The sequence below is a fragment of the Micromonospora arborensis genome, from assembly GCF_003205615.1.
Classification (GTDB): domain Bacteria; phylum Actinomycetota; class Actinomycetes; order Mycobacteriales; family Micromonosporaceae; genus Micromonospora; species Micromonospora arborensis.
Genome location: NZ_PYBV01000021.1, coordinates 29,031 through 52,835 on the forward strand (window position 1 = coordinate 29,031; position 23,805 = coordinate 52,835).

The following is a 23,805-nucleotide window of genomic DNA, read 5'->3' on the forward strand; positions in this document are numbered from 1 at the left end:
CGAGGGGATGATCACCAGGCGTACGCCTCGGGCGCGGGCTTGGCTCCGTTCGGACCGGGCGGCGGGAACAGTTCGTCCAGCCGGGCCAGCACGGAGTCGTCGAGCCTGATCGTGAGTGCGCGCAGCGAACCGTCGAGCTGCTCGACCGTCCGCGGCCCGATGATGGGTCCGGTCACGCCGTCCTGCGCGAGCAGCCACGCCAGTCCGACGTGGGCCGGGTCCTCGCCGATGTCGGCGCACAGCTTCTCGTACGCCGCAATGGTCTCGCGGTGCTGGGCGAGCACGCCGACCGAGCGGCCCGTGCTGCCGCGCGAGGCGCTGCCCTCCTTCTGCTTCCGCAGGACGCCACCGAGCACACCGCCGTGCAGCGGCCCCCACGGGATCACGCCCAGCCCGTAGTGCCGCGCTGCGGGCAGCACCTCCAACTCGATCCAGCGCGTCATCAAGCTGTACATCGACTGTTCGCTGACCAGCCCGAGGAAGTGCCGCGACCGCGCGGCCTCCTGCGCCTGCGCAATGTGCCAGCCGGCGAAGTTGGATGACCCGAAGTAGAGCACCTTGCCCTGCTGGCGAAGGACGCTGAACGCCTCCCAGATCTCCTCCCACGGCGTGTTCCGGTCGACGTGGTGCATCTGGTACAGGTCGATGTAGTCGGTCTGGAGGTGCTTGAGCGACGCGTCGCACGCGCGCCGGATGTTCAGCGCGGAGAGGAAACCCTCGTTGGGCCAAGCGCCCGTCGGGATGTAGACCTTGGTGGCCAGGACGGTCTTCTCGCGCCGGCCGCCGCCGGAGGCGAACCACCGGCCGATGATCTGTTCGGTGGCGACCTCGCCCGGCCTGGTGCCGTAGACGTTGGCCGTGTCGATGAAGTTGATGCCGTGCTCATGTGCACGATTCATGATCGCGTGACTGTCCGCCTCGGAGGTCTCGGTCCCAAAGTTCATGGTGCCGAGTACGAGCCGGGAAACGGAAAGGCCGCTGCGACCAAGGTGGGCGTACTCCACGGGTTCCAACCTTTCAGGCGGTGCGGCCGAACTGCTCGATGAAGCGGCCGGTGAACAGATCTGCGCCCTTGAACTCGGAGACCATCGCGGTCGGGGCGACGAACGGGCCCTCGGGAGAGGGCAGCTGTCCGACACCGCCGTTCGGACCGAGTGGGAGCAGGATCATGGGGAAGGGCAGGGGCTGGTAGGTGGCCGTGGGCTGCTCACCGTTCAGCCGGGCGGTGATGTTCTTGGCGACCACCTCGGCGTGCTGCATCGCGTACCCGGCCATCTTGGCCTCCGCGACATCCGTGATGTCGCCGACCGCGTAGACGTGGTCGTGCCCCTTGACGTTCAGAAATTCGGTCACGGGAACCTGGCCGTGCGGCGTACGGGTCGTGAGCTTGCCGTCGGCGAGGTAGTCGCTGTTGGTACTCGTCCCGTAGGCGCGGAACCAGATGTCGGCGGTGATCTCGTCACCGCCGGTGGTGGTGACGGTGCAGGTCTCCGCCAATCCGGGCTCGGTCGTCGGGGGCACCCTCAGATCGGTGCCCAGCCGCAGCTGGATGCCCCGTTCGTCGAGCTGCCGGTGCAGGTCCTGGCGCATCTCCGGCTCAAAGCCGGGGAGCAGCTGCTCGGCCGGGTCGACGATCGTCACCTGCTTGTCCGGCCAGACTTCCTTGATTTCCCCGGCCAGTTCCAAACCGACCGGCCCGGCACCGAGGATCAGCACCCGCTCGGCGTCGACCAGTTCCTTGTGGGTCTGGCGCAGATCGTCCAGCGCCTCGCTGGTGCTGGTGGAGTTGGCGTTGGGCTTGGCCGGATAGGCGTAGCTGGAGCCGGTGGCCAGGACCAGATAGTCCGCCTCGACCCGCTGACCTGAGGCCAAGGTGACGCCGCCCGGGTCCGCCGAGACCGCGCGGTCGCGAATCACCGTGCCCCGCGTGAGCAGCGTGTCGAAGGGGAAGAACATGTTGGGCGCCCAGTCTGGCTGGGCCAGCGCCCGCAGCGATCCCGCCGAGTTGACGAACGCGTCCCGGGGATCGATGAGGACGACGTCGGCCTCGGAGCTCAGCGCCTTGGCGACCGCCGACCCTCCGTAACCTCCGCCGATGACCGCGACAGTACGACCCATGATTTCACGCTCCACATACAACCGGGGTTCAGTTCGTTGCACGAACCATATTAGTTCGTGACGCGAACTGCAAGCCCAGTCTCGTGGGTCACGAGATCCCGGTCCTAGTTCTTGCGAGCGGTGGAGGCTCCTTCGTCCGGCTCCAGGAAGACCACCGGAACCTCGTTGTCCAGCACGACACGGCCGAGCAGGCCGGCGAGCGTGGCACGTTCGGCGGCACTGAGTCCCACCGGCAGCTTGTCGATCCGCCGGCAGGTCTCGGCATAGAACTCCTCTGCGAGCCCGTCGCCATGCGGAGTGAGCGCGACCCGCACCGCACGCGCATCCTGCGGGTCTGGTTCGCGCCGGACCAGGCCGTTGCGCACACTGCGGTCCACCAGGCCGGTAAGGCTCGACTTGGCCAGCCCCAGCACCGCACCCAATTCACCCATGCCGTACGGCCGCGCCATCAGCACGCACAGCAACTGCCCCTGCTGCGGCGTCAGGCCGTACTCCTGAGCCGACTCGGCGTACACGGCATTCACCAAGAACGTGGACCGCACCAGCGCGGCCACAACCCCGATCTGGCCATCATCATGCTTACCCACTCAGCCAGGGTACATCAGAGCGCCCTATAATTCGGGAGGCGAACTTTCTGGCTTTGTGCATCCTCAATTGTCGCGATCAGCGCGCTGAGGCGGTCGACGTCGGCGGACGGGAAGATCGAGTCCGGGCCGGAAGGCGCACCATCCCCGGGCAGGGGCGGACGGGCAGCGTCCCAACGGCTGTCTCTGGCCACTCCCCGTCACGGTCAACCAGCGTCAGCCCGGGGCGCGCGCCCATGGGCGCGCGACAAAATACCCCTCCGTCGATGGACGGAGGGGTATTTCCCTGGTAAACCGTTGTGCGCCCGAAGGGACTCGAACCCCTAACCTTCTGATCCGTAGTCAGCAAAAGCCGGTTGGCGTGACCTGCGGCTACGCGATTTGTTCACATACGGCATGTAGCACCATCGACAGAGCGTGACGCTAGGCGACCTTTTCGGCCCCTGACGTGAGCCCATGGGCTCACGCTCGCTTGACGGGTGGCTTTGGCTGTTCAAGTCATTACGCTACGGGCGGCTTTCACCGAATCGAGGATTTGAATTAGGCGGCCCATGTCGAGAGACGGAAAATCGAACCATCCCCACGAGGGCGATGACGCTGCGCGGCGAGCCGGAAGCTTTCGGGCGCGTTGAACCGTACGCTTTCGGACGCGTTGAAGTCGTATTGGGGAGGTGGGCGATGATCAGCCTCACAAGTTGTCGGGCCCAGTAGGAGCGCGGCCGGTCTCGAAATCGCCGCACGCCTCGCATCGGCCTTGCTCCGGAGTCCAATAGAGCGAGCAAACAGCCCGTGGCCCGGGCCTGGTCGACGATGACACCCATAGCAATGAACACGCATCGCTGCCTGCGGCGATGTCAGTCGCGTCAACGGAATCAGGCAGAGGAAATTTCAATCGGTACGGTTACGCCTACTTGTTGGGCGACCGGTGTCCAGATGTCGACATCTTGGTCCGGGGTCTCGATGGATACCACGAGGGCGTAGCGGACACCCAGGTTGCTGCGGTCACAGTTCTTACTATCTTTCCACCAGCCTGTCACAGGATAGACAGCGAGGACACCGCGGTTAGCGAGATCGACGGCCGTGCCTTCCCATATGTCTGCGTGGAGAGAGCCGGGGGTACGTAGTGTGGGGCCGAGAGTCCAGCGGCCTGTGTCGGCGGCGCTGACGGGCCGTTTTTCTTCCCCGTCGAGGGCGCGATCATTCACCCTTTTACGAAAATCGGTCGTTGACTCCGTAGCACGGCGGACGTCAAAACGCAGGATGTGGGAGGCGTAGCTGTATCGGCGCTTCCAGCCGCGGCGGCCAGGGTTGGGTTCGATGAAATACGAAAGGGTGACGCGCATTCGCACAGTAGTGTGGCCAAGGTCGGCGAGGATGTCGGCGGGCCACGGCAGGTCGTGCAGATGCATCTCACGCATCGTTCCGTCGTGGAACGGGTGGATTGTCTCCTGAGCGATCAGGGTAAGCGCGTCGTTGGCACTGCGGGTGGCCCGGCCAAGATCGGGCACGCCCATACCGTAGCGGCGATGGACCGCGCGCAGGTCCACCTTGCTCGTGGTCTGGTCGACATGCTTGCGCATGGCGTCGGTCCACTCAGCAGAGTGCACAATCAACGCACGTACTGTCTCAGGCCACAGCGAGGGATAGTCGGCCATGATCGAGGCAGCGAGGTGTGAGGCCTGTGCCGTTGCGGCGCTGGTAGCACAGGTAACGGTGAGTAGCCGACTATTCGTGAGTGGCGCCTTGGTGGTGAGCAGTTGCAGCTCTTCTGGGGTGTCGAAGCTTGTGCCGGCGGGAGAACGGGCGACGTTGCCGCCTTCAAGCACGACGTCCGGCTTGACTGGCCAGGTGGAGTGACACGCAACGGACGTGCGTGAGTGCGGTGATAACTCGCCACGTACGGCGAGGGGCGTCCAGTCAGCCCAATGGGAACTGGCGGCCGACAGGCTATCCATCTGCGTATAGGCACCTACAGTGAGAGCGTTCCACGCCTGTGCGGGATCCTGGACCGCTTCGAGGTCACTACGCTGCAGGTGGTCGTCTTGGAAATTGGCGGAACTGACGTTTCCAGCGGAGACGACAAACAGTCGGTGCGCGTCACTGTCGGCGTCGTCGAGAAACACAAGTCCGTCTTGATCCGTCGCGATGGCACGACCAGCGGCCAGAGCGTCAATGGCTGCGGACCACGACGTCGGTTGCCCGACCATGATCTCTGAGCTTACCCCGGGACCTGCGTCCGTGTCGTTCGCGGTGATGGCCAGGGAAAAAGCCCGCCGCCGTTGTGGTGCAGTAATTTCCGCCAGGCTGGTGGCGGTAGCGGTTACGGCGCCATACAGCTCCGGCGGATTCGACGCTGGTGGCGGCGGGGCCAGTTTGACTGACTCAAGGCGATGGCCCAAGCGAATCTGACCGCTAGCGAGCAGTGCCTTACCCAAATCGCCGTACAGCGCCAGCCCAGCCATCTCGGTGCCGTGCCCACCGTGATCATGCGGGCCCCAGGTCGGGTCGCAAGCGTGGCAGTCGGCCTGGTCAAGCGAGCCCGCCAGCAGAGGATGGGCTCGGTGGACGCCGGTGTCGAGTACGCAAATCGAGGGCGCATCCGCGTCAGCCGGCTGCATGCGCCTCGCCAGCTGATCTACCCATTCTGCCTGCTCGACTGCGGACTCCAGCGCGACGATTTGTGCCAGTTCGTGTGGTCGCCGCAGTTCAGCCAGGTCGTCTAGCACACCAAGCGCACCGACCAACTGTTCTGCCGTAGCTTGCGCGAGGATGACTGTGCGCTCGCTGAAGCCGAGGGTGCGGGAGCCGAGTCGGACGCCGGTTCGCTGGGCGAATTCTTGGAACCGGCCCACCTCGTTGCCGTCGCGACGCCGCAGCCACACTTCCCACCACACCATTGCTGACGGCTCTGGAAACGCGTCGGGCGGATCGGTCCATAGCGTCTCGATTGTCGCTAGACCGATCGCCCGGATTCGGTCGACGAGGTTACCGTGCCTCGGCTTGTCCTGCTCGGCCGTCTCGGCGTACTGCTGAAGGCGGGACACGAAGTACCCGAGGGTTCCGTCGGGCACGAACACCGTTGCGTATTCCACCACACCGTCGGCGGTGGGGACGTCTTGAACGGACACCAGTTCTGGGTGCACCTGACCGACGCGAGAGTCTAGCGACTCCACGGCTAAGCGGACACCGGGGAAGCTCTCAAACGTGAGGTACGTGCCGTCCACTGCACCTATGACTGCATACTCTCGCTCGGCGCGTTGCTCCGTGGCTGTGCTCTCCGCTCGACGAAGCTGCTCCTGCAGTTGACTCGCGTGTCGCTGCCGATCTGACGGTACCGGTACCTGCTCGCCGTCACCGCCACCCCCGGGACGGCGGTAGGGCTCAGCGATTGCGCCAGCACGCAGGATGAGGTGAGGGCGATTCCGAGCTGGCATGGTTACGAAGTGCTCGGGGCGGCGTTTTGACGTTCCTGCAGAGCCGCAACCAGCGCTGCAGTGGTGATGTGCTGCTGACCGGACAGGATGGCCTCCTTTGCCGCCAACTCACATGCGATCGTGATTTCGGCGTGGCTTAGCCCGGCGGCCGCTTGGTCGACGCGGTCCCAGGCCCATCGCCGTGGGCTCATCGTCGCGAGCCGGCTGCGAACTACTGCGCGTGCGACGTCGGGTGTCGGTAGAGGATAATCCACCACCAGTTCAAACCGGCGGAAGAGGGCACGGTCGAGAAGCTGCGGGTGATTCGACGCTGCAACAAGCAGGCTCGGCGAGTCAGGTTGGTCGAGGAACTGCAGGAACGAGTTGAGCACTCGACGCATCTCGCCGACGTCGTTGCCGATTGCACGCTCACCGGCAAGCGCATCGACCTCGTCGAAGAGATATACGCCGCGGGTTTGCCCGAGCGCGTCGAAGATGACACGCAACTTCGCAGCCGTCTCGCCCATCATTTTCGTGATCAGGCCGTCGAGACGGATGGTGAATAACGGCAGCCGAAGCTCGCCGGCGAGCACGTTGGCAGTCATCGTCTTGCCAGTGCCGGGCGGACCGACGAGCATCAGTCGTCGCAGCGGGTGGAAACCCTTCTCCCGGAGACGGTCCTGCTGGCGCTGTTCGAGCAAGACGCGATCTAGCCGTTGGCGTACACCTGCCTCCAGACATAGGTCTGTCAGGCGGCCGTCGGGGTAGACGACGGTGAGCAGGTCAGCGAGTTCGCCGCGCGGACGAACTACCGGTACCGGTCGACTCGGAAATGCGGCGGCCGCATGTGTGCGGAGACCGTCTACAAGTTCGCGCATCTCTTGCGCGAACTTGCCCTGACCGCTTCGCGCAGCGTGCGCGGCAACTTGCAGCGCCACCGAGTAAAAGCGGGCATCATCGCCCTCGCCATGGCTCTTGACCAGCGCTTTTACTTGATCTGCCGTTGCCAACCGACGTCACCCCCTTCGCCCGCACGGCCCTCTCAGGCTCTGCATACATCGTGCCCCACGTAACGGGTAACGGCTGACCGGGCGACGTTGGGGCGGCTTCTCTCGCCCCGGCGTCTGACTATACCTATGCCAGTAGTAAATCTTGACCGGTAAAATTTTATCACTATCCTGGAAGCTGTGCCAGTAGGGCGCAGCAAAAGAGGTGACAGCCGGTTCCGCGACCAAGCGAACCGGCTGTCGGCGCGGCTTCGCTCGGCGCGCATCGAGCGAGGACTGACTCAGGAGCAACTTGCCGCTCGCGCTCAAGTAGCCGTGTCGACACTGAGAAAGATCGAATCAGGCCAGGTGGTCGAGCCCGGCTATTTCACTGTGCTCTCGCTGGCGTCAGCGTTGGCGCTTGGGTTAGGTGACCTGCAGGACGCCTGCGAACCAACGCCTCCGTACCGTGAAGACGATCATCGCCAGCGGCCACGCTCAAGCAGTGGTCTGCGCAGTTCGACGCCGGCGCGAACCACGCCCACGGGAAAGTAATAGACGGAGCGCCACCGGGATAAGTAGGAGGGTGGGGTGACCGCGCCACTGGGCGGCGAAGGCGGCAGGTTGCTTAGAACCGCCGGGCAGAGCGAGCAGGCCCATTGCGCGTCGCGGCTGGGGCGTGTGGATGGCGGCCAGGATGCACCTCGCCAGCGACAGTGACTCAGAGTAACGGTGCAGTAGTTCCAAGCGGCAGGCGTGAGCCCATGGGCTCACGCAAAACGCCCCCCTAGTCGACGATTATCGATGACCAGAGGGGCGTTGACCTGCTCAAACCCTGTGCGCCCGAAGGGACTCGAACCCCTAACCTTCTGATCCGTAGTCAGATGCTCTATCCATTGAGCTACGGGCGCTCGTGCTCAGCCAGTCTACACACCCGGCTTTCGCGCGGAGACTCCGGGATTCGAACCCGGGAGGGGCTTTAAGACCCCAACCGCATTAGCAGTGCGGCGCCATAGACCAGACTAGGCGAAGTCTCCCAGGTGGCCCGCAGACCACCGCGCCCGAGAATACAGGTCGCTACCCGCCGGGAGCAAAACGACTTCCGGGGTACGCCCACCGTGGCCGCCCGCACCCGTGTTTCGACGCTGTGCGGCAGCGTGATCGGGACTACGCTCCATCGATATGCAGGAGCAGCCGCCCAGCGAGTCGACCCGTCGAGAGCCTGCTGAGAGAGCGCGTCGTCGCTCCCCGCGAGCCACCTTCACGCCGCCGGCCACCGCCGAGCAGCCCACGGAGACGGCGGCACCGCCGGCAGCCGTTCCGGCGAGCCAGCGTCCTCGACGGGCCAAGGCCGCCCCGGCGGTGCTCTTCCAACCACCGGAGCCGGACCGCCCCCTGCCCCGACAGCCGAGCCGCCCGTCGACCGACCCGACCGGCGAGCAGCCAAGCCAGCCGAGCGGCGAGCAACCCAGCCAGCCGAGCGGCGAGCAACCAGACCCGCGGATCGGCGAGCGACCAGGCCCGCCGGCCCGCGACCAGCCAGGCTCACCGACCGCCACCGAGGGCAGCGGCAGCAGCCAGCCGGGCCCGACGGCAGTCCAACCGGCGAAGGCGCGGACCGCCCCCGTTCGTAAGGCCGCTGCCAGGAAGGCAGCCGCCACGTCGGCCGATGTGACCCCGAGCACACCGGCCGCGACGTCGGCGCCATCTCCGCGCAAGCGCGCCCCGAGCCCCACCAAACGGACGACGCCCGCTCGAAAGAGCACGACGCCGAGAGAGCCCGCGCCCGGACCCGTGGCACTGGCAACCCCCGCCACGACGCAGACCGTGCCGGCTCTGGGGCGTACCCAGGAATCGGAGCTGCGGGCGGTCGCCGCCCGCGTGCTCGACCACCCCGGCTTCGCGCCGGAGCTGTTGGCTCTGGCTGCGGTGCGGTCGCTCGGGCCTGGCGCGGCCGAGTGGGCCGAGCGCCTGCGGACCCGGTACCCGGACGCGTCGGCGGACGGCCTGGCCCGGTTGGCCACCCAGCGGTTCGTCCGCTCGGCGGGCGCGGGCGGGGCGACTGCGGCGCTGGCCGGTCTCTTCGCGCCGCTGGCCGAGTTGGCCTCGGTGCTGTGGACGCACGCGAACCTGGTGCTGCACCTGGCTGCGGCGTACGGCAAGGATCCGGCCGATTCCGCCCGGGCCGTCGAGTTGTTGGTGCTCACCCAGGTGCATCCGGACCCGGCGAGCGCGCGGGCGGCCCTGGCTGCCGCAGAGACGGCGGGTGATCCGATCGAGGGGGCCTGGCCGCGGGCGGCAGAGGCAGCCTGGCGGCTGGCCGCGCCGCTCACCGCACAGGCCGGTGGCTGGGTCGCGTTGCGGCTGGTGGCCCGGCTACTACCGGGCGCGGCGGTGTTGGCGGCGGCGCTGGGTGACGCGGCGGCGGCCGACCGGCTCGCGGCCCGGACGGTGGCCGCCTACCGGCCCCGCCGGGCGCTGACCGGTCAGAGCCAGTCGAACCATTCCCGGGGCAGCAGCGCGTAGCCGACGAAGGCGACCACGTCGAGCAGGGTGTGCGCGATGACCAGCGGCAGCACCCGCTTGGTGCGCAGGTAGAAGAGGCTGAACACGACGCCCATCACCGCGTTGCCGACGAACGCGCCGAAGCCCTGGTAGAGGTGGTAGGAGCCGCGGAGCAGCGCGCTGGCCGCGATGATCGCGGCGAGCCGCCACTGGAGCTGACGCAGCCGGGTGACCAGGTAGCCGACCACGATCACCTCCTCCAACACGGCGTTCTGCACGGCGGCGAGGATCAGCACCGGGACCGCCCACCAGACGTCCGGCAGCGCGGCCGGCACGAGCGTGGCGTTGAGGCCAAGCTGAGCCGCCACCCAGACCAGGGCCAGCCCGGGCAGGCCGATCAGCGCGGCCAGGCCAGCGCCGCGGGCCAGATCCTGGCCGGGCCGCCGGGCGTCCAGGCCGAGGGTCCGCGCGGGGTCGCCGGGGTCGCGGGTGAGCAGGTGTACGGCGAGCAGTACCGGCAGCAGCGCGAACACGATGCCGAGCAACTGGTACGTCAGGTCCAGCCATTGTCGGGTCGACGCCGAGGTGTTCAGCGAGGCGGTCTGCTTGGAGAGCGGACCCTCGGCGGTCAGCTTCGCGATGATCGAGACCACCGCGTAGACCGCGGACTGGCCGAGGGAGAGGCCGAGGACCAGCAGCGTCTCGGTGCCCAGCAGTCGGCGGGACACCGGGCGGGTCAGCTCAACGGTCACCGCACCACTCTGCCCGACGGGCGGCGCCGCTGACACGGCTGACCGGCCAGCATGAGCCGATCGCACATTCTGTGCGACCAGTCGACACTCTCCGTGGACATTCTATGGGCGCCCGATCCGCTGCCGACTGGAGGAGGAGCGCCGCATGGACAACCTCGCGCGGTTGCTGAAGGAGAGTTGGACCCTCGTCGAAGACGACCGGGCTCGACTGAGCGGCCACTTCTACGCCCGGCTGTTCCTGCTCGACCCCGCCCTGCGGCAACTCTTTCCGGTACAGATGGCCGACCAGGGCGACCGCCTCCTGGAAGCGATCATCACGGCGGTCCACACCGTGGATGATCCGGAGAACTTCGACGAGTTTCTCCGGGCGCTGGGCCGCGACCACCGCAAGTACCACGTCGACGACCGGCACTACGCGACGATGGGAGTTGCGCTCTTGGATGCGCTGCGCAGCACCGCCGGCGACGGCTGGAACCTGGAGTACGACCAGGCGTGGCGGGAGGCGTACGCGGCGATCGCCGCACTGATGATCGCCGGGGCCGCGAACGACGAGAATCCGCCCTTCTGGCACGCCGAGGTGCTGACCCACCAGCGGCACGGCCCGGACACCGCCGTGCTGACCTGCCGGGCGTTGCAGCATCCGCTGAACTGGCGGGCTGGGCAGTACGTGAGCCTGGAGGTTCCGCGCCACCACCCCCGGGTGTGGCGGAACTACTCGGTGGCGAACGCCCCGAAGGGCGACAACGTGCTGGAGTTCCACGTGCGGTCCCCGGGGGCCGGCTGGGTGTCCGGCGCGCTGGTGCGTCGGGTGCAGCCTGGTGAGTTGCTCCGCCTGGCGGCGCCGATGGGGTCGATGACCCTGGACCGCGCCTCGGAACGGGACATCCTCTGCGTCGCTGGCGGGGTCGGCCTGGCGCCGATCAAGGCTCTGGTGGAGGAGTTGGCCTCCTACAACCGGACCCGGTGGGTGCACGTCTTCTACGGCGCCCGGCATTCGGCGGACCTGTACGGCCTGGCCAGGTTGCAGGAGTTGGTCGCCGTACATCCGTGGTTGTCGGTCACCGCGGCGTGCAGTGACGACCCGGACTTCGACGGTGAGCTGGGCGACATCCCGGACGTGGTGGCCCGGTACGGCCCGTGGACCACGCACGACTGCTACGTCTCCGGCTCGGCCCGGATGGTCCGGTCCACGCTGCGGGTGCTGGCCGCGGACGCGGTGCCGCCGCCGAACATCCGCTACGACACCTTCGGCGACCTCTAGACGTTCCTCCCCCCACACCGGGGCGCGTGCCCCTGCCCCCTGGGGCACGCGCCCCGGTCCCCCCTCTGGTCAGTAGCGCCAGGGGTGCCCGGTCTCGCGGTATTCCTCCACCGGCACCAACGGCACGCCGGGTGTCATCCGGTCGACGTAGAGCTTGCCCTCCAGGTGGTCGATCTCGTGTGCGACCAGCCGAGCCATGCCGAACTCGAACGAGGTGATGATCCGGCTGCCGTCCCACTGGGCATGTTCCACGTCCAGTCGCAGCGGTCGGGGCACCAGACCTCGGTGATCGAAGAAGGACAGGCAGCCCTCGTACTGCTCGTCGGTGTCCGGGTCGGCGTCGACCACCCGTGGGTTGAGCAGCACCACCGGTTCGGCCGAACGGTCGGGGGGCCGCAGCACGGCCGCCGCCCGGCCGACGCCGAGTTGCGGGGCGGCAATGCCCACCCCCTTGCTGAACGGGTGCAGCTCGTCGAGCCGGGTCAGTGCCCTGGTGAGCCGGTCGACCACGTCCCGGGCGATCTGCTCCTCTCCGGGCAGGTCGAACGGGCGGGCGCGCTGGCGCAGCAGGTCGGCACCGCGTTGCACGATGCCGAGGCCGCGCATCCGGTCGCTGGGCCGGACCCGGACACCGCTGGGCACGCTGTCCGGGTTGGTCTCCGGGCGGGCACGGAAGCGCCACTGCATCCGGTAGCGGGCGTTCAGCGGCGGGTCGTCGGTCTGCCAGTCGTAGATTGCCCGGTCACCCTCGTCGTGGCGTTGCGGGGCCGTTCGCAGTGGGCCCTCCTCCGCCGAGAGCGAGGTCTCCTCGCCCCAGACCTGCGGGTCGAGCGCCGCCGGCAAATCGAGGCGTACGGCGAGCTGCCGGGTGGGTAGCCGGACGGCCCGCTGGAACCAGGGACCCCACTTCTCGTGCCCGACGCTGTACGCGTACTCGATGGTGGCCCGGTCGCCGGGGTAGAGCGGGAAGCGCCGCTCTTCGTTCTCGAAGAGCAGCCAGATCTCCTTGAACGCGTCCCGGTCGTGTTTGGCTCGCCAGTGCATCGGTTCCGGGTCGCCGCCGCCGTCGTCTCGGCGGGCCTGTAACTGCAGCTCGGCGAAGGTGAGCTGGTGCTCCCGATGGTGCCGGTTGGAGCGGCCGGGATCGTTCGGGTAACGGTCGACGGCGACCCGGACCAGGTAGCGGGTGACCGGCTCGGTGCCGGCGTTGTACAGCTCCCGGTGGATGACGCAGCGGTAGCCGTCGTCGGTGTGGGTGAGGGTGGCGAGTTCCCGTTCCACGACGAGGCCGGTGCCGGGCGGCAGCCACTGTCCGGGCAGGTACGGCTCGCGGTGCGGCTGACCCGCACGGGCGTGCCGTAGGTCGTCGTACTCCCGGAAGCGCTGCCAGATCGCGCCGCCGGCCTCCAGGACGGCCTCGGCGCGGCGGGCGAAGTCTTCGGTCGGGCGGTGCCGGCGCCCTTCGACGTGGCTCACGTAGGACGGGTCGAACCCCATCAGGACGGCCAGTTGTTTCTTGGACAGCCCTCGCCCGGTCCGTTGTCGGGCGAGCTCGGCCGCGAAGGAGTCGGCAGCCCGTTCGAGGGGTGAGGTCGTCATCAGCTTCCTCGTGGCCGGGGCTATAAGTTTCACGTTCTGTACGCGAGCGCACACGCAACTGGCACCTTTTCGACACACCGCTTGACAAGTCCCCGACGATCACCAATGCTGCCGCCGTTTCTCACCGTTGACGCCGGGTAGTACGCCGAGCACGGTCCGCTGCTTTCGCCGGGAGGCGGGGTGACCTGGACCTCTGGATCGAACCAAGGTGAGGCTTCCCTTAGACCGGACGGCCTGGTTAGGCTAGCCTTAGCTCAGGACGGCGCTTGTCGTCCGCCGGGGCACACTCCTCGGCCACGCGCATGGGGGGACGATCAGGTGACAGCGGTGATGCCCAGGCGGGACACCATCGCCACCCCGCTCGCCCCCGTCACCGCGGCGCTACGGGCCATGTTCGGCACCGACGACGTTCCCGGGCTCGCCCGGGGCCTTCTGGTCGAGGACGAGTTCGGCTGGGCACCCGCCACCACCCTGATCGACGGCAGCCGACTGCCGGAGCTGCTGCGCGGCGCCGCCACCCGCTGGGGCGGCACCCCGCACGCCTGCGCGGCGCTGGCCTGGAAGTCGTACAGCTACTGGACCGCGCTGCCGGTCGTGCTCGGCTGGGCCTCCGCCCGGCGGGTGCCGCTCGTCGATCCGGCCGACGTGCTGATCCACTTCGAGGACCACCGGCAGTTGTTCACCCTGGGCCTGCGCCGTGGCACCACCGTGGCCGTGCTGCCGAGCGACCCACTGGCGCTCGCCAGCCTGCCGGAGGTGCGGGTCGTCGCCGACGAGGCGGAGCTCCTGGCCGCGCTGCGCGCCGCCCTGCTCGACGCCCACCTGGCGCCGCTCATCACGGCGATCCAGTCGGAGGTCCGGGTCGGCACCCGGACGCTGCTCGGCTCGGTCGCCTCCGGCATCGCGCACGGCATCCTGCGGGCTGCCGACGGGCTGCCCGGCTCGACGGTGCAGAGCATCGACACCCTGCTCGGCGCGCTCGACCTGGCCGACCTGATCGAGCTGGTGCCGGGGCCGACCGGTGAGCCGAGCGTGCAGCGGCGCACCTGCTGCCTCGCCTTCACCCTGCCCCGACCGAAGGTCTGCCAGGGCTGCTGCGTCCGCTAGCTGTCCCGCCCTGGGCCTCGCCGCTCAGTCGGTCAACGATCGGACGTCCCACACCCACACACCGCCGGTGAAGACCGGCTGGATCCCGGTCAGCTCCGTCATTCCCCGGCGCAGCGCGGTCTCGTGCTCGTGCGGCCCGAGGACGACCACACCGGCCCGCCAGAATCGCAGGTCGTCGACCGCCTGGACCCGGCCCTGCGGGGTGATCGGCGGCACCGCCCCGGTGCGCCGGATGGTGGCGAAGAAGTTGCTGGTGGGGCGGGGCGGCGCACCGAACAACGCGACCCGTGGGGCCTCGGCGTTCGGGCGGGTGTCCGGGCCGAGGAAGTAGCCACGGGCCAGCGGCATGTCCAGCCGGGTTGCCGCCGACCACCGCAGCGGCTCCGCGTAGGTGCTGTCCGGCAACGGCAGGGCCACCACGCTGCGCCCACCGGCCACGTACGGACGCCAGGCCCCACTTGTCACGAAGGTGGGGACCGGGTTGAGGTGGGCCACGGGCAGCGGAGTGGGGACGATCGGCAACAGGGCCATCGTGAGCACGGTCGCGGTGACGAAGCGGATCTGCCCCCTCGCGTCCGGGTGCGAGCTGGCCAGTTCACGGGCGCGTTCGGCACCGTAGGCGAGCAGCAGCCCGATGATCGGGGTGATCGCCAACGCCCACCGGGTCGGCACCACCGAGTGCAGGATCGGCAGGTTCTCCAGCGCCGCCCAGGGCCCCGGCACACCCGTACCCCGGTTGTCGAAGCGAACCTCCCGGCCCAGCGAGAGCACCGCGAAGAGCAGCCCGAGCGCGCCCAGCGCGAGCACCACGACCGAGCGGCGTAACCACCAGACCAGGGCGATCACCAGGACCGCCAGCGCCCAACCGAAGAAGCTGTTCTCCTCGGTCGGGTTCTTGGCCAGCCCGGCGGCGGTACGCGGGCTACCGGCAAGAGCCTCCCGGGAGTACGCGACGAACGAGGCCAGGTCGCTGGAGTAGCCGCGGATCAACCGGGACAGCCCGGAGTACGCGTCCGGCCCGAAGAACTGCACGTACAGGGGGTACGCCAGCAGCAGCGCGGCGATCCCGGCGGCGACGGCGAGACCGGCGAGGAAGGGCCGGGCCCGTGCGCGCAGATCGGCACGGCCGACGGCGAGCACGGCGATGATCACGCCGAGCCCGATCGCGGTCATCAGCAGGATCTCCAGGTTGAGGAAGGCCTGCCAGACGATCACGAGTGCGAGAAGGACCCCGTTGCGCAGCCAACGGCCCGCCTCACCGAGTCGCAGCGTGCGCCAAATGATCAACGGGACGACGAACTGCGACACGATGTTCGGGTGGCCATTGGCGTGCGACACCATGGCCGGCGCGAACGCGCAGAAGCCGCCGCCCAGCCACGCTGGCCCGCGGGTGCCGATCAGGACCCGGGAGAGAAGGAAATACCAGGCAGTGGCGGTGGCAATCATGCCGGCGGTGAGAAAGACCAGGAATGCCACCCGCGGCCCCAGGAGCAGGGTGACCGGCGTCAGTGGCAATGAAATGGATAATACGGACGTATTGGCCATCAGATTCACGCCGTCCGGAACGTTCATCTGATTGGAATGGAACGGGTACGCAAAATGCGTAACGACTCGCGCACCGTGCGCCATCATCCATTCGAACTGCGACTGATCGGACTGGTTGTCCCGCACGCCACTGCCGGGCTCCAACCAGAGGCGGCCGGTCACCCACAGGCCGAGCACCACGAAGCTCAGCACGGCGGCCAGGTCGACCCACTTCCCCTTGCGGGAAGGCCGAACGCCACCAGAGACCCCCCGCACCGACGACGCAGCGGCCGGACCGTCGCTGTCGCTGGGTTTGTCCGGTTCAGGAGTAGTCATGACAATTCATAGGGTAGTCAGGGCATGGCGCTGCCGTGACATGTTTCGGGGTACTGCCGTACTATGTGCCGGGTTCGCCGACCGCCGATCACGAACCCACCCCCCGACCACAATTCGGCCACCCCCGATGCCCCGATTCTTCTGCCGTCCCAGCGGATGATTCACTCTGTCGGTCCAGGCACGGGTCGAGTTCATATCGTGAGGAATCGACGCATGGCAGAAATCACTGGGGATCAGCGCGTGCAGTCCGAGGTGCTGGAAGGCCTGGCGACCGCTGTCAACCACCGCCGCTGGTTCATCGAACTGGCCCTGCCCTACCTCGGCGACGACCCGATCGAGATCGGCAGCGGTCTCGGTGACTACGCGCTGGAATGGTCGGAGCTGGTGCCCCGGTTCACCGCCACCGAGGCCGACCCGGACCGGCTGGTGCAGCTCAAGGAGCGCCTCGCCGACCGGCCGAACATCGACGTCCGGCAGATGCTGCTGCCGCACAACGACCGGGGCGACTACAGCGCGGCGGTCTCGTACAACGTCCTGGAGCACATCGAGGACCACGTGGGCGCGCTGGGCAGCATGCGCGACCTGGTCCGCCCCGGTGGCAACGTGATCATCATCGTGCCGGCGTTCCAGTTCGCGATGGGCCCGGCCGACATCGCCACCGGGCACGTCCGCCGCTACACGAAGAAGACGCTCAGTGCGGCGATGACGGAGGCCGGCCTGACCGTCGAGAAGATCCACTACGCCAACGCGCTCGGGTTGATCGGCTACTTCATGGCCACCAAGGTCTTTCGGCTGATGCCGAAGGAGGGCCCGATGGTCAAGGTCTACGACACCGTCGTCCTGCCCGCCACCAAGGCCGCCGAGCAGCGCGTCCGCCCCCCGTTCGGCCAGTCGGTCTTCGCCGTGGCCCGCGTCCCGTCCTGAACCCCACCCACCCCGCGATCTTGCACTTTCGGTCGCCCTCTTGTCCCTCATGTCAGGGATGCCGGGACAGCAAGTGCAAGATCGCGAGGGCTGGGGGTTAGCCCTTGATCTGGTACGTCGGGCGGATCACTGCTCGGGCCAGGGTGTGGAACGTGAGGTTGAAGCCGACGTAGGCGGGGCTGGCATCCGGAGTCAGGTCCAGGTGGTCGACATCCACGGCGTGCACCGCGAAGACGTACCGGTGCGGGCGGTCGCCGGGCGGCGGAGCCGCACCGCCGTAGCCCTGCTCGCCGTAGTCGTTGCGGACCGAGAACGCCCCACCGAGGTCGGTCCCCGCCGCGCCACCGGCGCCGCTGGGCAACTGCGTGACCTCGACCGGCACGTTCACGAGCACCCAGTGCCAGAAACCGCTGCCGGTCGGCGCGTCGGGGTCGTAGCAGGTCACCGTGAAGCTCTTCGTCTCGGCGGGAAAGTCCGACCAGGTCAGCTGCGGCGAGACGTTGTCACCCCCGGTGCTGCCATGCGCGTGCCGGGCATCCATCGGCTCGCCGTTCTGCACGTCGTCACTTGTCAGCGTGAACGAGGGCAGCGTCGGCAGCAGCTCGTACGGGTCCGGGGCGATCGGTCGTTCCAGGGTCATCGGGACGTGTCCTTCCGGTGTGCGGAGATACCAGCCTCTTCTTACCCCGTTCGGCGGCGGTCGACGACCGGTTGGCCACTGTCCGGGAGGCACCCGACAAAAGTTATAGTTGTCGCCGCAACGTTCCACGAGGGGAACTCTTTGGCCGGCATCTGGCGCGACTTCCTGATCGCCGCCGTCACCGCCGCACGGAAGCCCGCCGTGCGGAAGCCCGACACTCAGTCGCTCGCCCGGGAACGCCGACGCGCCGTCGAGCGGCTGGCCGAGGAGACGATTCGCGAGCACCGGCTGGCCGCAGACCCGCCGGAGTGACCGGGCGCGCGTGACGATGCTGCTCGGCCGTGATCGACTCCAGGTCACCGACGTGGCGGTATCCCGCGCTGCGGACACCGCAACATCGCCGAAGCGGAGTGGATCAGGGCGGAGGGTGTGGGATTCGAACCCACGAAGACATCGCTGCCTTACCGGTTTTCAAGACCAGCGCCATCGGCCACTAGGCGAACCCTCCCGGACCGCAACCCGCAGGCGTACGGCCACGCATAGTCTGCCACGGCTCGCTCCGGGCGGCCCGGCGTCCCTCCCCGGTACGCCAGCCAGGCGTCCTGCCGCGTCCACAGTGGGCTGGAGGGTGCGCCTGCGGCACCCGACGAGATCGGGAAGACTGAGCTCATGCGAGCCATCACCATTCCGCAGCCCGGTGGACCCGACGCGCTGGTGTGGGCCGAGGTGCCCGACCCCGAGCCGGGGGCCGGCGAGGTGATCGTGGATGTGCGGGCCAGCGCGGTCAACCGCGCTGACCTGCTGCAACGGCAGGGGCACTACCCGCCACCGCCGGGCGCATCCGCGTACCCCGGCTTGGAATGCTCCGGGGTGATCACCGTGGTCGGCTCGGAGGTCGCCGGGTGGGCGGTCGGGCAGCAGGTCTGCGCGCTGCTGGCCGGCGGGGGTTACGCCGAGCGGGTCGCGGTCCCCGCCGAGCAACTGCTGCCGGTGCCGGCGTGCGACCCGGTCGACGCGGCAGCGCTGCCCGAGGTGGCCTGCACGGTCTGGTCGAACCTGGTCATGGGGGCGCGGCTCGGCGCGGGCGAAACGCTGCTCGTGCACGGTGGGGGCAGCGGGATCGGCACCTTCGCGATCCAGCTCGGGACGGCGCTCGGCGCCACCGTCCTGACCACCGCCCGGGAGGCCAAGCACTCCCGGTTGCGCGAGCTGGGCGCGGCACACACGATCGACTACCGGGAGCAGGACTTCGTCGAGGAGGTCCGGCGAGTCACCGATGGTCGTGGCGCCGACGTCATCCTCGACATCATGGGCGCGTCCTACCTGGGCCGGAACGTCTCCGCGCTGGCGACCGGTGGGCGGCTGGTGACGATTGGTCTGCAGGGTGGGCGCACGGCCGAGTTGGATCTCGGCGCGCTGCTGACCAAGCGGGCGAGCATCGCCGCGACGTCGCTACGTTCGCGACCGCTCGCGGAGAAGGCGAAGATCGTCCAGGGCGTACGGGACGAGGTGTGGCCGTTGATCGAGGCCGGCATGATCCGACCGGTCGTGGACCGGCGGCTGCCGATGACCGAAGCCGCGCAGGCGCACCGGCTCGTCGAGTCGAACGATCACTTCGGCAAGGTGCTGCTCATGCGCGTGTGACGCGGGCGGGGTGCCGGCCGTCAGGCGAGTGAGTCCGCCGGGGTCGACTCCTCCGGCGCTCGCGGCAGCATCAGGCGGGCGCCCGGCCCCTCGCCGGCCAGGGTGTCCCCGGGGTTGTTGAGCATGCAGCGCTGCAGGGAGAGGCAGCCACAGCCGATGCAGCCATCCAGGTCGTCGCGGAGTTTGGTGAGCAGGCGGATCTTCTCGTCCAACCGGCCCCGCCATGTCTCGGAGAGCCGCGCCCAGTCCTGCGGGCTGGGCGTACGGGCTTCGGGGAGCGACTCCAACGCGGCCCGGATCTCCTCAAGCGAGACGCCGACCTGCTGGGAGATCCGGATGAAGGCGACCCGCCGCAACTCGGCGCGGGCGTACCGGCGCTGGTTGCCGCCGGTACGGTCGGCGCGGATCAGCCCGAGTCGCTCGTAGTAGCGCAGCGCCGACGGCGCCACGCCGGAGCGGACGGACAGCTCGCCGATCGTCAGTAGATCCTGCATCACCAGGTCCTTGAGTTGAAGTGCACTTCAACTCACACAGTAATGGCAGGGCCACCACACCGACCACCGATCGGTTCCCGGTCTGCGGCGGTCGATCAGAGCGCTTCTGGGATCAGCGCGCGGATGAGGCGGCGGGGCGGCGGCGGGCGCGTTCGCGACCGAGGATCCAGATCGCCTCGACGCCGTCCTTCCAGGTGATCTTCTTGCCCTCTTCCCGGCCGCGCGCCCGGTAACTGATCGGCACCTCGTACGGGCGGATTCGTTGCCGCAGCAGCTTGCCGGTCACCTCGGCCTCCATGCCGAAGCCGCGCGAACGCACGTCGAGCGACCGGTAGAGCGCCACCGGCATCAGCTTGAAGCAGGTCTCAAGGTCGCCAATGTACGAGTTGAACAGCACGTTGGCCGCCATCGTGACGCCCTTGTTGCCCATCACGTACCAGAAGCTGTAGGCGCTGTGGCTGCCGAAGGTGCGATTGCCGTAGACGACCTTGGCTCGCCCGTCGAGCACCGGGGCGAGCAGCTTGGGGATGTCCTGCGGGTCGTACTCCAGGTCGGCGTCGAGGATGACCATGTAGTCGCCTTCGGCGCTGTCGACAGCCGTCTTGATGGCGGCACCCTTGCCGGCGTTGCGCTGGTGGGTGATGACCCGCAGGCGGGCGTCATCAGCGCGACCGAGGACCTCGCCGGTGCCGTCCCGGCTGCCATCGTCGACGACGACCAACTCGATCTCGCACGGATAGTCCACCGCCAATGCCTGCTTGAGGGCATCCGCGATGCGTTCTTCCTCGTTGAAGACCGGCATGAGGATCGAGAGCTTCACGGGAATCTCCACGGTGGCGACGACACGTCGGGCATAGCCTAGCCTGGCTGGTCAGCCCGACGTCTGCCACCACCATCGGGCAGTCGGCGTGGCGGCTCCAGCCCGATGGTGTTTACTTCCCGCCATGTCGGCTGCCGGCTCCCTGCTCGCGGCGGTTCCTGTCGCCGCGGTGCTCCTGCTCACCGTCGCGACGAGGCCGCACGAGGCCGGCGCGGTGGCACCGCTGCGGCTCGCCGTGGTGCGCGCCGCCCTGCTCAGCGGGGTGTACGCGGTGCTCGTCGTGGAGGTGCTCGGCGCGCTGCACGCGCTGACCCGGCCGGCGTTCGCCGTCGCCTGGCTGCTCTTCCTGGCCGCCGCCGCGACAGCAGTCGGGGTGCGGCGGCGACGGGCGACCCTTCTCGCGCAGCCGCGCACCGCCGCATCGCGACCGGTGCCGGTCGGCGCCGTGGTGTCCGGCTCCGAGGCCCCCGAACCGGCCGTCGTCCCCGGCGCGGCCGAGTCCGGCCCCACGCCGACCCAGGCCGGTCGGGCACCCTCCGGCCGGCTCGCTGTGGCGGTCGACGCCTGGCGTACGGCGGGTCGGGGCGAGCGGCTGCTCGCCGGCACGATCGCCGGGCTGGTGCTGGTGGAGTTGCTGGTCGCGCTGCTGGCCGAGCCGAACAACTTCGACTCGCAGACCTACCACCTGCCGAAGGTGGAGCACTGGGTGGCCCAGGGCGACCTGGAATTCTGGCCCACCGCGATCCACCGGCAGGTGACCATCCCGCCCGGAGCCGAGTATCTGCTGCTGCACCTGCGCCTGCTCACCGGCGGCGACCAGTTGTACAACCTGGTGCAGTGGGCGGCCGGGGTGGTCTGCCTGCTGGTGGCCGCACGGATCACCGCACAGCTCGGCGGCGGCCGGAGGGCACAGTTGCTCACCGCGTTCGTGCTGGCGACCACGCCGATGGTGGTGCTCCAGGCGACCAGCACGCAGACCGACCTGGTCTGCGCGGCGTGGGTGGCCTGCGCGGCGACCCTGGTGCTGGACGGGCTGCGTCGGCGGACCGGCTGGGGCACGCTCCTCGGCCTGGGCGCGGCCACCGGGCTGACCGCGGTGACCAAGACCAGCGGCCTGATCGCGGTCGGCCCACTGCTGGTGCTCTGGGGGCTGGCCCAGCTCCGGCTGGCCCAGCTCCGGCTGGCCCTGGCCGAGCGGGCGGCATCGCCCGGCGCGCCATCGCCCGGTGTGGCGACAAGCAGCGCGGCGACGACCGGCGGGGGTCGGCGGCCTCGGCCGGTTGGCGGGCTGGCCCGTACGGTCACCGGCTCGGTGCTGATCATGCTGGTCGCGGCCGTGGTGGTCGGCCCGTTCCTGGCCCGGGTGACCGCCGAGTTCGGGCACCCGCTGGGGCCACCCCGGCTACGCGAATCGATCCCGATGGAGCGGCACGATCCGCCGTCGATCCTGGTCAACGCCCTGCGGATCGGGCACACCGCGTTCGACACGCCGCTGGCACCCCTGCGCCGGGCCGGAGCTGAGGCGATCATCGGCGGCGCTGGCGCGATCGGGGTCGACCCGCAGGACCGCGCGATCACCTTCGGTCGGGAGATCTTTCCGGTGCCGGCCTGGTACCCGGACGAGGATCGGGTGGCGTTCCCCCTGGCCGGGGCGTTGGCGTTGATCGGCGCGATCGTCGCGCTCGCCCGTCCACGCCGGATCGACCCCGAGCGGACCGGGCCGCTGCGCGCGTACGCGGTGGTGGTGCTGGCCGCCGTCCTGCTGCACACCTCGATGATCAAGTGGCAGCCGTGGGGGAACCGGCTGATCCTCTACGCCCTGGTGCTCGCGGTGCCGCTGGCCGGGCTCTGGCTCGACGCGCTCCTGCGCCGCCACGCGTACCCGGGTCGGGTGGGGGCACGGCGGTCGGTGGCCACGCTGGCGGCCGTCACCGTGCTGGCCGCCTCGGCGCTGGCCGGGGTGCTCGCGGTGTCGTACGGCTTTCCCCGACGGTTGGTCGGCACCGGCTCGGTCTTCACCACCTCGGACTGGGACACCCGGTTCGTGCGTCGCCCGGAGTGGGCTGACGAGTTCCGCTGGGCCGCGGCGGCGGTCCGCGACAGTGGTGCCCGTCGGATCGGGTTGGCACAGCAGAACGACAACTGGGAGTACCCGTGGTGGCTGCTGCTGCGGCAGCCGGACGGGCGTTCGCCGGAGCTGGTGTCGCTGCAGTCGGTGCTGCCGGAACGACCGCCGGCGGACCCCGCATCTGTCGACGCGATCGTGTGCACCGGCAGCAAGCCGGCCTGCGCCAAGCTCGTTCCGGCCGGCTGGCGGCTGGAGTTCCGCGGCTACGTCGGCTACGCGCTGCCGCCGGGTCGCTGACCCGGCGAGGCGACGACCGCCCGGCTGGTCCGATCCGGGCGGTTCTGCGGCTACTGACCGAGGCAGGGGCCCCTGCTCGACACAGGGGCCCCTGCTCTCACTTCGTCCGGGGGATGAGGATGAGGCGGGCCACGGACTTGTCGCCGTCCTTCGCACCGGCGACGCCGAGCGTCGCGCCGACCTTCACCTCGCTCGGCTGCACGGTGGCACGGCGCTCGACGACCCGCAGGTCGTCACCGAAGGTCCAGGTCATGGTGAAACCGTCGGTGGACTTGACGGTCATCGAGTCGCCGTCGATCGCGGTCACCTCGCCGCGCTGCACGGCGACGGTCTGCGTACCGCTGTCCTTGGTCTGCACCACCGCCTCGCCGTGCAGGGTGTTCTTGCGCAGCTGCACGCGGGCCTGGCGGCGCTTGCGCCACTCCTCGCCGCGCTTGTCCCGGGCCTTCTCCTTTGCCGTCGGCGAGGCGCCCGGGGTCGGGGTGGCCGGGGCGGCGACGGTCTGCACGTCCAGGTCGTCGGCGTCGAAGCCCATCGCGGCCAGCGCCTGGCCCTCCACCCCCATCGCGGCGGCGACCTCGACCGCGGCCTCCCGGGCGGGTTGGCTGGCCACCTCGGCGGCACCGCAGCCGGTGAGGCCGAGCGTGACCGCCGCGAGCAGTGCCGTGGTGCCGGTGGCGAATCCCCAACGTGGCATGGCTTTCCCTCTCGTCCGTGGAGCCCTGAGCATTCC

20 protein-coding genes and 4 tRNA genes are annotated in these 23,805 nt (G+C 69.0%); 8 read left to right on the forward strand and 16 right to left on the reverse strand.

Annotated elements, in window-relative coordinates:
• Positions 1-11: 11 nt before the first annotated feature.
• From C7C45_RS17345 to C7C45_RS17365, 6 genes are all read right to left on the reverse strand, one after another.
• Complete coding sequence (locus C7C45_RS17345; protein WP_110564710.1) at positions 12-1,004, reverse strand: aldo/keto reductase; 993 nt, start codon at positions 1,002-1,004, stop codon at positions 12-14.
• Between the two features lie 13 nt (positions 1,005-1,017).
• The gene (locus tag C7C45_RS17350; protein ID WP_110564711.1) at positions 1,018-2,118 is read right to left on the reverse strand and encodes an NAD(P)/FAD-dependent oxidoreductase; all 1,101 of its coding nucleotides are present in this window, start codon (positions 2,116-2,118) and stop codon (positions 1,018-1,020) included.
• 104 nt (positions 2,119-2,222) lie between these two features.
• Complete coding sequence (locus tag C7C45_RS17355; RefSeq protein ID WP_208641202.1) at positions 2,223-2,705, reverse strand: MarR family winged helix-turn-helix transcriptional regulator; 483 nt, start codon at positions 2,703-2,705, stop codon at positions 2,223-2,225.
• Positions 2,706-3,002: 297 nt separating this feature from the next.
• Positions 3,003-3,080: transfer RNA gene (locus C7C45_RS34115), tRNA-Ser, on the reverse strand.
• Positions 3,081-3,574: 494 nt separating this feature from the next.
• The gene (locus C7C45_RS17360; protein WP_244200425.1) at positions 3,575-5,845 is read right to left on the reverse strand and encodes a S8 family peptidase; all 2,271 of its coding nucleotides are present in this window, start codon (positions 5,843-5,845) and stop codon (positions 3,575-3,577) included.
• A 293-nt stretch (positions 5,846-6,138) separates the two neighbouring features.
• On the reverse strand, positions 6,139-7,125 hold the full coding sequence (locus C7C45_RS17365; RefSeq protein WP_110564713.1) for an AAA family ATPase: 987 nt from the start codon (positions 7,123-7,125) through the stop codon (positions 6,139-6,141).
• Between the two features lie 177 nt (positions 7,126-7,302).
• On the opposite strand from C7C45_RS17365, the gene C7C45_RS17370 reads away from it, so the two are divergent.
• Positions 7,303-7,656: a helix-turn-helix domain-containing protein gene (locus tag C7C45_RS17370; protein WP_167454742.1), complete on the forward strand. Its 354-nt coding sequence runs from the start codon at positions 7,303-7,305 to the stop codon at positions 7,654-7,656.
• Between the two features lie 283 nt (positions 7,657-7,939).
• On the opposite strand, the gene C7C45_RS17375 is transcribed toward C7C45_RS17370, so the two are convergent.
• Both C7C45_RS17375 and C7C45_RS17380 read right to left on the reverse strand, forming a co-directional pair.
• Positions 7,940-8,012, reverse strand: a tRNA-Arg gene (locus C7C45_RS17375).
• Positions 8,013-8,047: 35 nt separating this feature from the next.
• Positions 8,048-8,138: transfer RNA gene (locus C7C45_RS17380), tRNA-Ser, on the reverse strand.
• Between the two features lie 790 nt (positions 8,139-8,928).
• On the opposite strand from C7C45_RS17380, the gene C7C45_RS17385 reads away from it, so the two are divergent.
• The gene (locus tag C7C45_RS17385; RefSeq protein WP_244200426.1) at positions 8,929-9,627 is read left to right on the forward strand and encodes a hypothetical protein; all 699 of its coding nucleotides are present in this window, start codon (positions 8,929-8,931) and stop codon (positions 9,625-9,627) included.
• On the opposite strand, the gene C7C45_RS17390 is transcribed toward C7C45_RS17385, so the two are convergent.
• Positions 9,588-10,358 (reverse strand): CPBP family intramembrane glutamic endopeptidase, encoded by a 771-nt coding sequence (locus C7C45_RS17390; RefSeq protein ID WP_110564715.1) that lies wholly within the window; start codon positions 10,356-10,358, stop codon positions 9,588-9,590. The two genes, C7C45_RS17385 and C7C45_RS17390, sit on opposite strands and share 40 nt — an antisense overlap.
• A 145-nt stretch (positions 10,359-10,503) precedes the next feature.
• Here C7C45_RS17390 and C7C45_RS17395 point away from each other — a divergent pair, with 145 nt between their 5' ends.
• Complete coding sequence (locus C7C45_RS17395; protein ID WP_110564716.1) at positions 10,504-11,619, forward strand: globin domain-containing protein; 1,116 nt, start codon at positions 10,504-10,506, stop codon at positions 11,617-11,619.
• A 69-nt stretch (positions 11,620-11,688) separates the two neighbouring features.
• Here C7C45_RS17395 and C7C45_RS17400 read toward each other — a convergent pair whose 3' ends face one another.
• Positions 11,689-13,218, reverse strand: coding sequence for a peptide deformylase (locus C7C45_RS17400; protein WP_110564717.1), 1,530 nt, complete (start codon positions 13,216-13,218; stop codon positions 11,689-11,691).
• A gap of 330 nt (positions 13,219-13,548) precedes the next feature.
• On the opposite strand from C7C45_RS17400, the gene C7C45_RS17405 reads away from it, so the two are divergent.
• Positions 13,549-14,325 carry an IucA/IucC family C-terminal-domain containing protein gene (locus C7C45_RS17405; protein WP_110564718.1) on the forward strand — a complete coding sequence of 259 codons (777 nt, stop codon included), beginning with the start codon at positions 13,549-13,551 and terminating at the stop codon, positions 14,323-14,325.
• A 24-nt stretch (positions 14,326-14,349) separates the two neighbouring features.
• Here C7C45_RS17405 and C7C45_RS17410 read toward each other — a convergent pair whose 3' ends face one another.
• Positions 14,350-16,185: a DUF6311 domain-containing protein gene (locus tag C7C45_RS17410; protein ID WP_208641203.1), complete on the reverse strand. Its 1,836-nt coding sequence runs from the start codon at positions 16,183-16,185 to the stop codon at positions 14,350-14,352.
• A 213-nt stretch (positions 16,186-16,398) separates the two neighbouring features.
• Between C7C45_RS17410 and C7C45_RS17415 the strand changes: the two genes are divergently transcribed.
• Entirely contained in the window at positions 16,399-17,109 is a 711-nt protein-coding gene (locus tag C7C45_RS17415) for a class I SAM-dependent methyltransferase (protein WP_110564720.1), read from the forward strand.
• Positions 17,110-17,206: 97 nt separating this feature from the next.
• On the opposite strand, the gene C7C45_RS17420 is transcribed toward C7C45_RS17415, so the two are convergent.
• Entirely contained in the window at positions 17,207-17,749 is a 543-nt protein-coding gene (locus C7C45_RS17420; protein WP_110564721.1) for a YbhB/YbcL family Raf kinase inhibitor-like protein, read from the reverse strand.
• Between the two features lie 141 nt (positions 17,750-17,890).
• Here C7C45_RS17420 and C7C45_RS34120 point away from each other — a divergent pair, with 141 nt between their 5' ends.
• Positions 17,891-18,061 (forward strand): hypothetical protein, encoded by a 171-nt coding sequence (locus C7C45_RS34120; protein ID WP_167454743.1) that lies wholly within the window; start codon positions 17,891-17,893, stop codon positions 18,059-18,061.
• Between the two features lie 109 nt (positions 18,062-18,170).
• Here the strand turns inward: C7C45_RS34120 and C7C45_RS17425 are convergent.
• Positions 18,171-18,257 (reverse strand) — tRNA-Ser (locus C7C45_RS17425).
• 161 nt (positions 18,258-18,418) lie between these two features.
• Here C7C45_RS17425 and C7C45_RS17430 point away from each other — a divergent pair.
• Complete coding sequence (locus C7C45_RS17430) at positions 18,419-19,393, forward strand: NAD(P)H-quinone oxidoreductase (protein ID WP_110564722.1); 975 nt, start codon at positions 18,419-18,421, stop codon at positions 19,391-19,393.
• Positions 19,394-19,413: 20 nt separating this feature from the next.
• On the opposite strand, the gene soxR is transcribed toward C7C45_RS17430, so the two are convergent.
• Together soxR and C7C45_RS17440 are read right to left on the reverse strand one after the other, a co-directional pair.
• A complete protein-coding gene (soxR, locus tag C7C45_RS17435) occupies positions 19,414-19,887 on the reverse strand; it encodes a redox-sensitive transcriptional activator SoxR (RefSeq protein ID WP_110564723.1) in 474 nt (157 codons plus the stop codon).
• A gap of 112 nt (positions 19,888-19,999) precedes the next feature.
• Positions 20,000-20,707 (reverse strand): glycosyltransferase family 2 protein, encoded by a 708-nt coding sequence (locus C7C45_RS17440; RefSeq protein ID WP_110564886.1) that lies wholly within the window; start codon positions 20,705-20,707, stop codon positions 20,000-20,002.
• 124 nt (positions 20,708-20,831) lie between these two features.
• Between C7C45_RS17440 and C7C45_RS17445 the strand changes: the two genes are divergently transcribed.
• Positions 20,832-23,072, forward strand: a complete 2,241-nt coding sequence (locus C7C45_RS17445; protein ID WP_167454744.1) for a glycosyltransferase family 39 protein — start codon at positions 20,832-20,834, stop codon at positions 23,070-23,072.
• A gap of 97 nt (positions 23,073-23,169) precedes the next feature.
• Here C7C45_RS17445 and C7C45_RS17450 read toward each other — a convergent pair whose 3' ends face one another.
• A complete protein-coding gene (locus C7C45_RS17450; RefSeq protein WP_110564724.1) occupies positions 23,170-23,769 on the reverse strand; it encodes a hypothetical protein in 600 nt (199 codons plus the stop codon).
• Positions 23,770-23,805 lie beyond the last annotated feature (36 nt).

Bases quoted from the DNA above. Each gene is read 5' to 3' on its own strand.
- C7C45_RS17430 (WP_110564722.1), top strand. From the start codon at position 18,419: ATGCGAGCCATCACCATTCCGCAGCCCGGTGGACCCGACGCGCTGGTG.
- C7C45_RS17400 (WP_110564717.1), bottom strand. From the start codon at position 13,218: ATGACGACCTCACCCCTCGAACGGGCTGCCGACTCCTTCGCGGCCGAG.
- C7C45_RS17420 (WP_110564721.1), bottom strand. From the start codon at position 17,749: ATGACCCTGGAACGACCGATCGCCCCGGACCCGTACGAGCTGCTGCCG.
- C7C45_RS17445 (WP_167454744.1), top strand. From the start codon at position 20,832: ATGTCGGCTGCCGGCTCCCTGCTCGCGGCGGTTCCTGTCGCCGCGGTG.
- C7C45_RS17350 (WP_110564711.1), bottom strand. From the start codon at position 2,118: ATGGGTCGTACTGTCGCGGTCATCGGCGGAGGTTACGGAGGGTCGGCG.
- C7C45_RS17450 (WP_110564724.1), bottom strand. From the start codon at position 23,769: ATGCCACGTTGGGGATTCGCCACCGGCACCACGGCACTGCTCGCGGCG.
- soxR (WP_110564723.1), bottom strand. From the start codon at position 19,887: ATGCAGGATCTACTGACGATCGGCGAGCTGTCCGTCCGCTCCGGCGTG.
- C7C45_RS17410 (WP_208641203.1), bottom strand. From the start codon at position 16,185: ATGACTACTCCTGAACCGGACAAACCCAGCGACAGCGACGGTCCGGCC.
- C7C45_RS17395 (WP_110564716.1), top strand. From the start codon at position 10,504: ATGGACAACCTCGCGCGGTTGCTGAAGGAGAGTTGGACCCTCGTCGAA.
- C7C45_RS17405 (WP_110564718.1), top strand. From the start codon at position 13,549: ATGCCCAGGCGGGACACCATCGCCACCCCGCTCGCCCCCGTCACCGCG.
- C7C45_RS17415 (WP_110564720.1), top strand. From the start codon at position 16,399: ATGGCAGAAATCACTGGGGATCAGCGCGTGCAGTCCGAGGTGCTGGAA.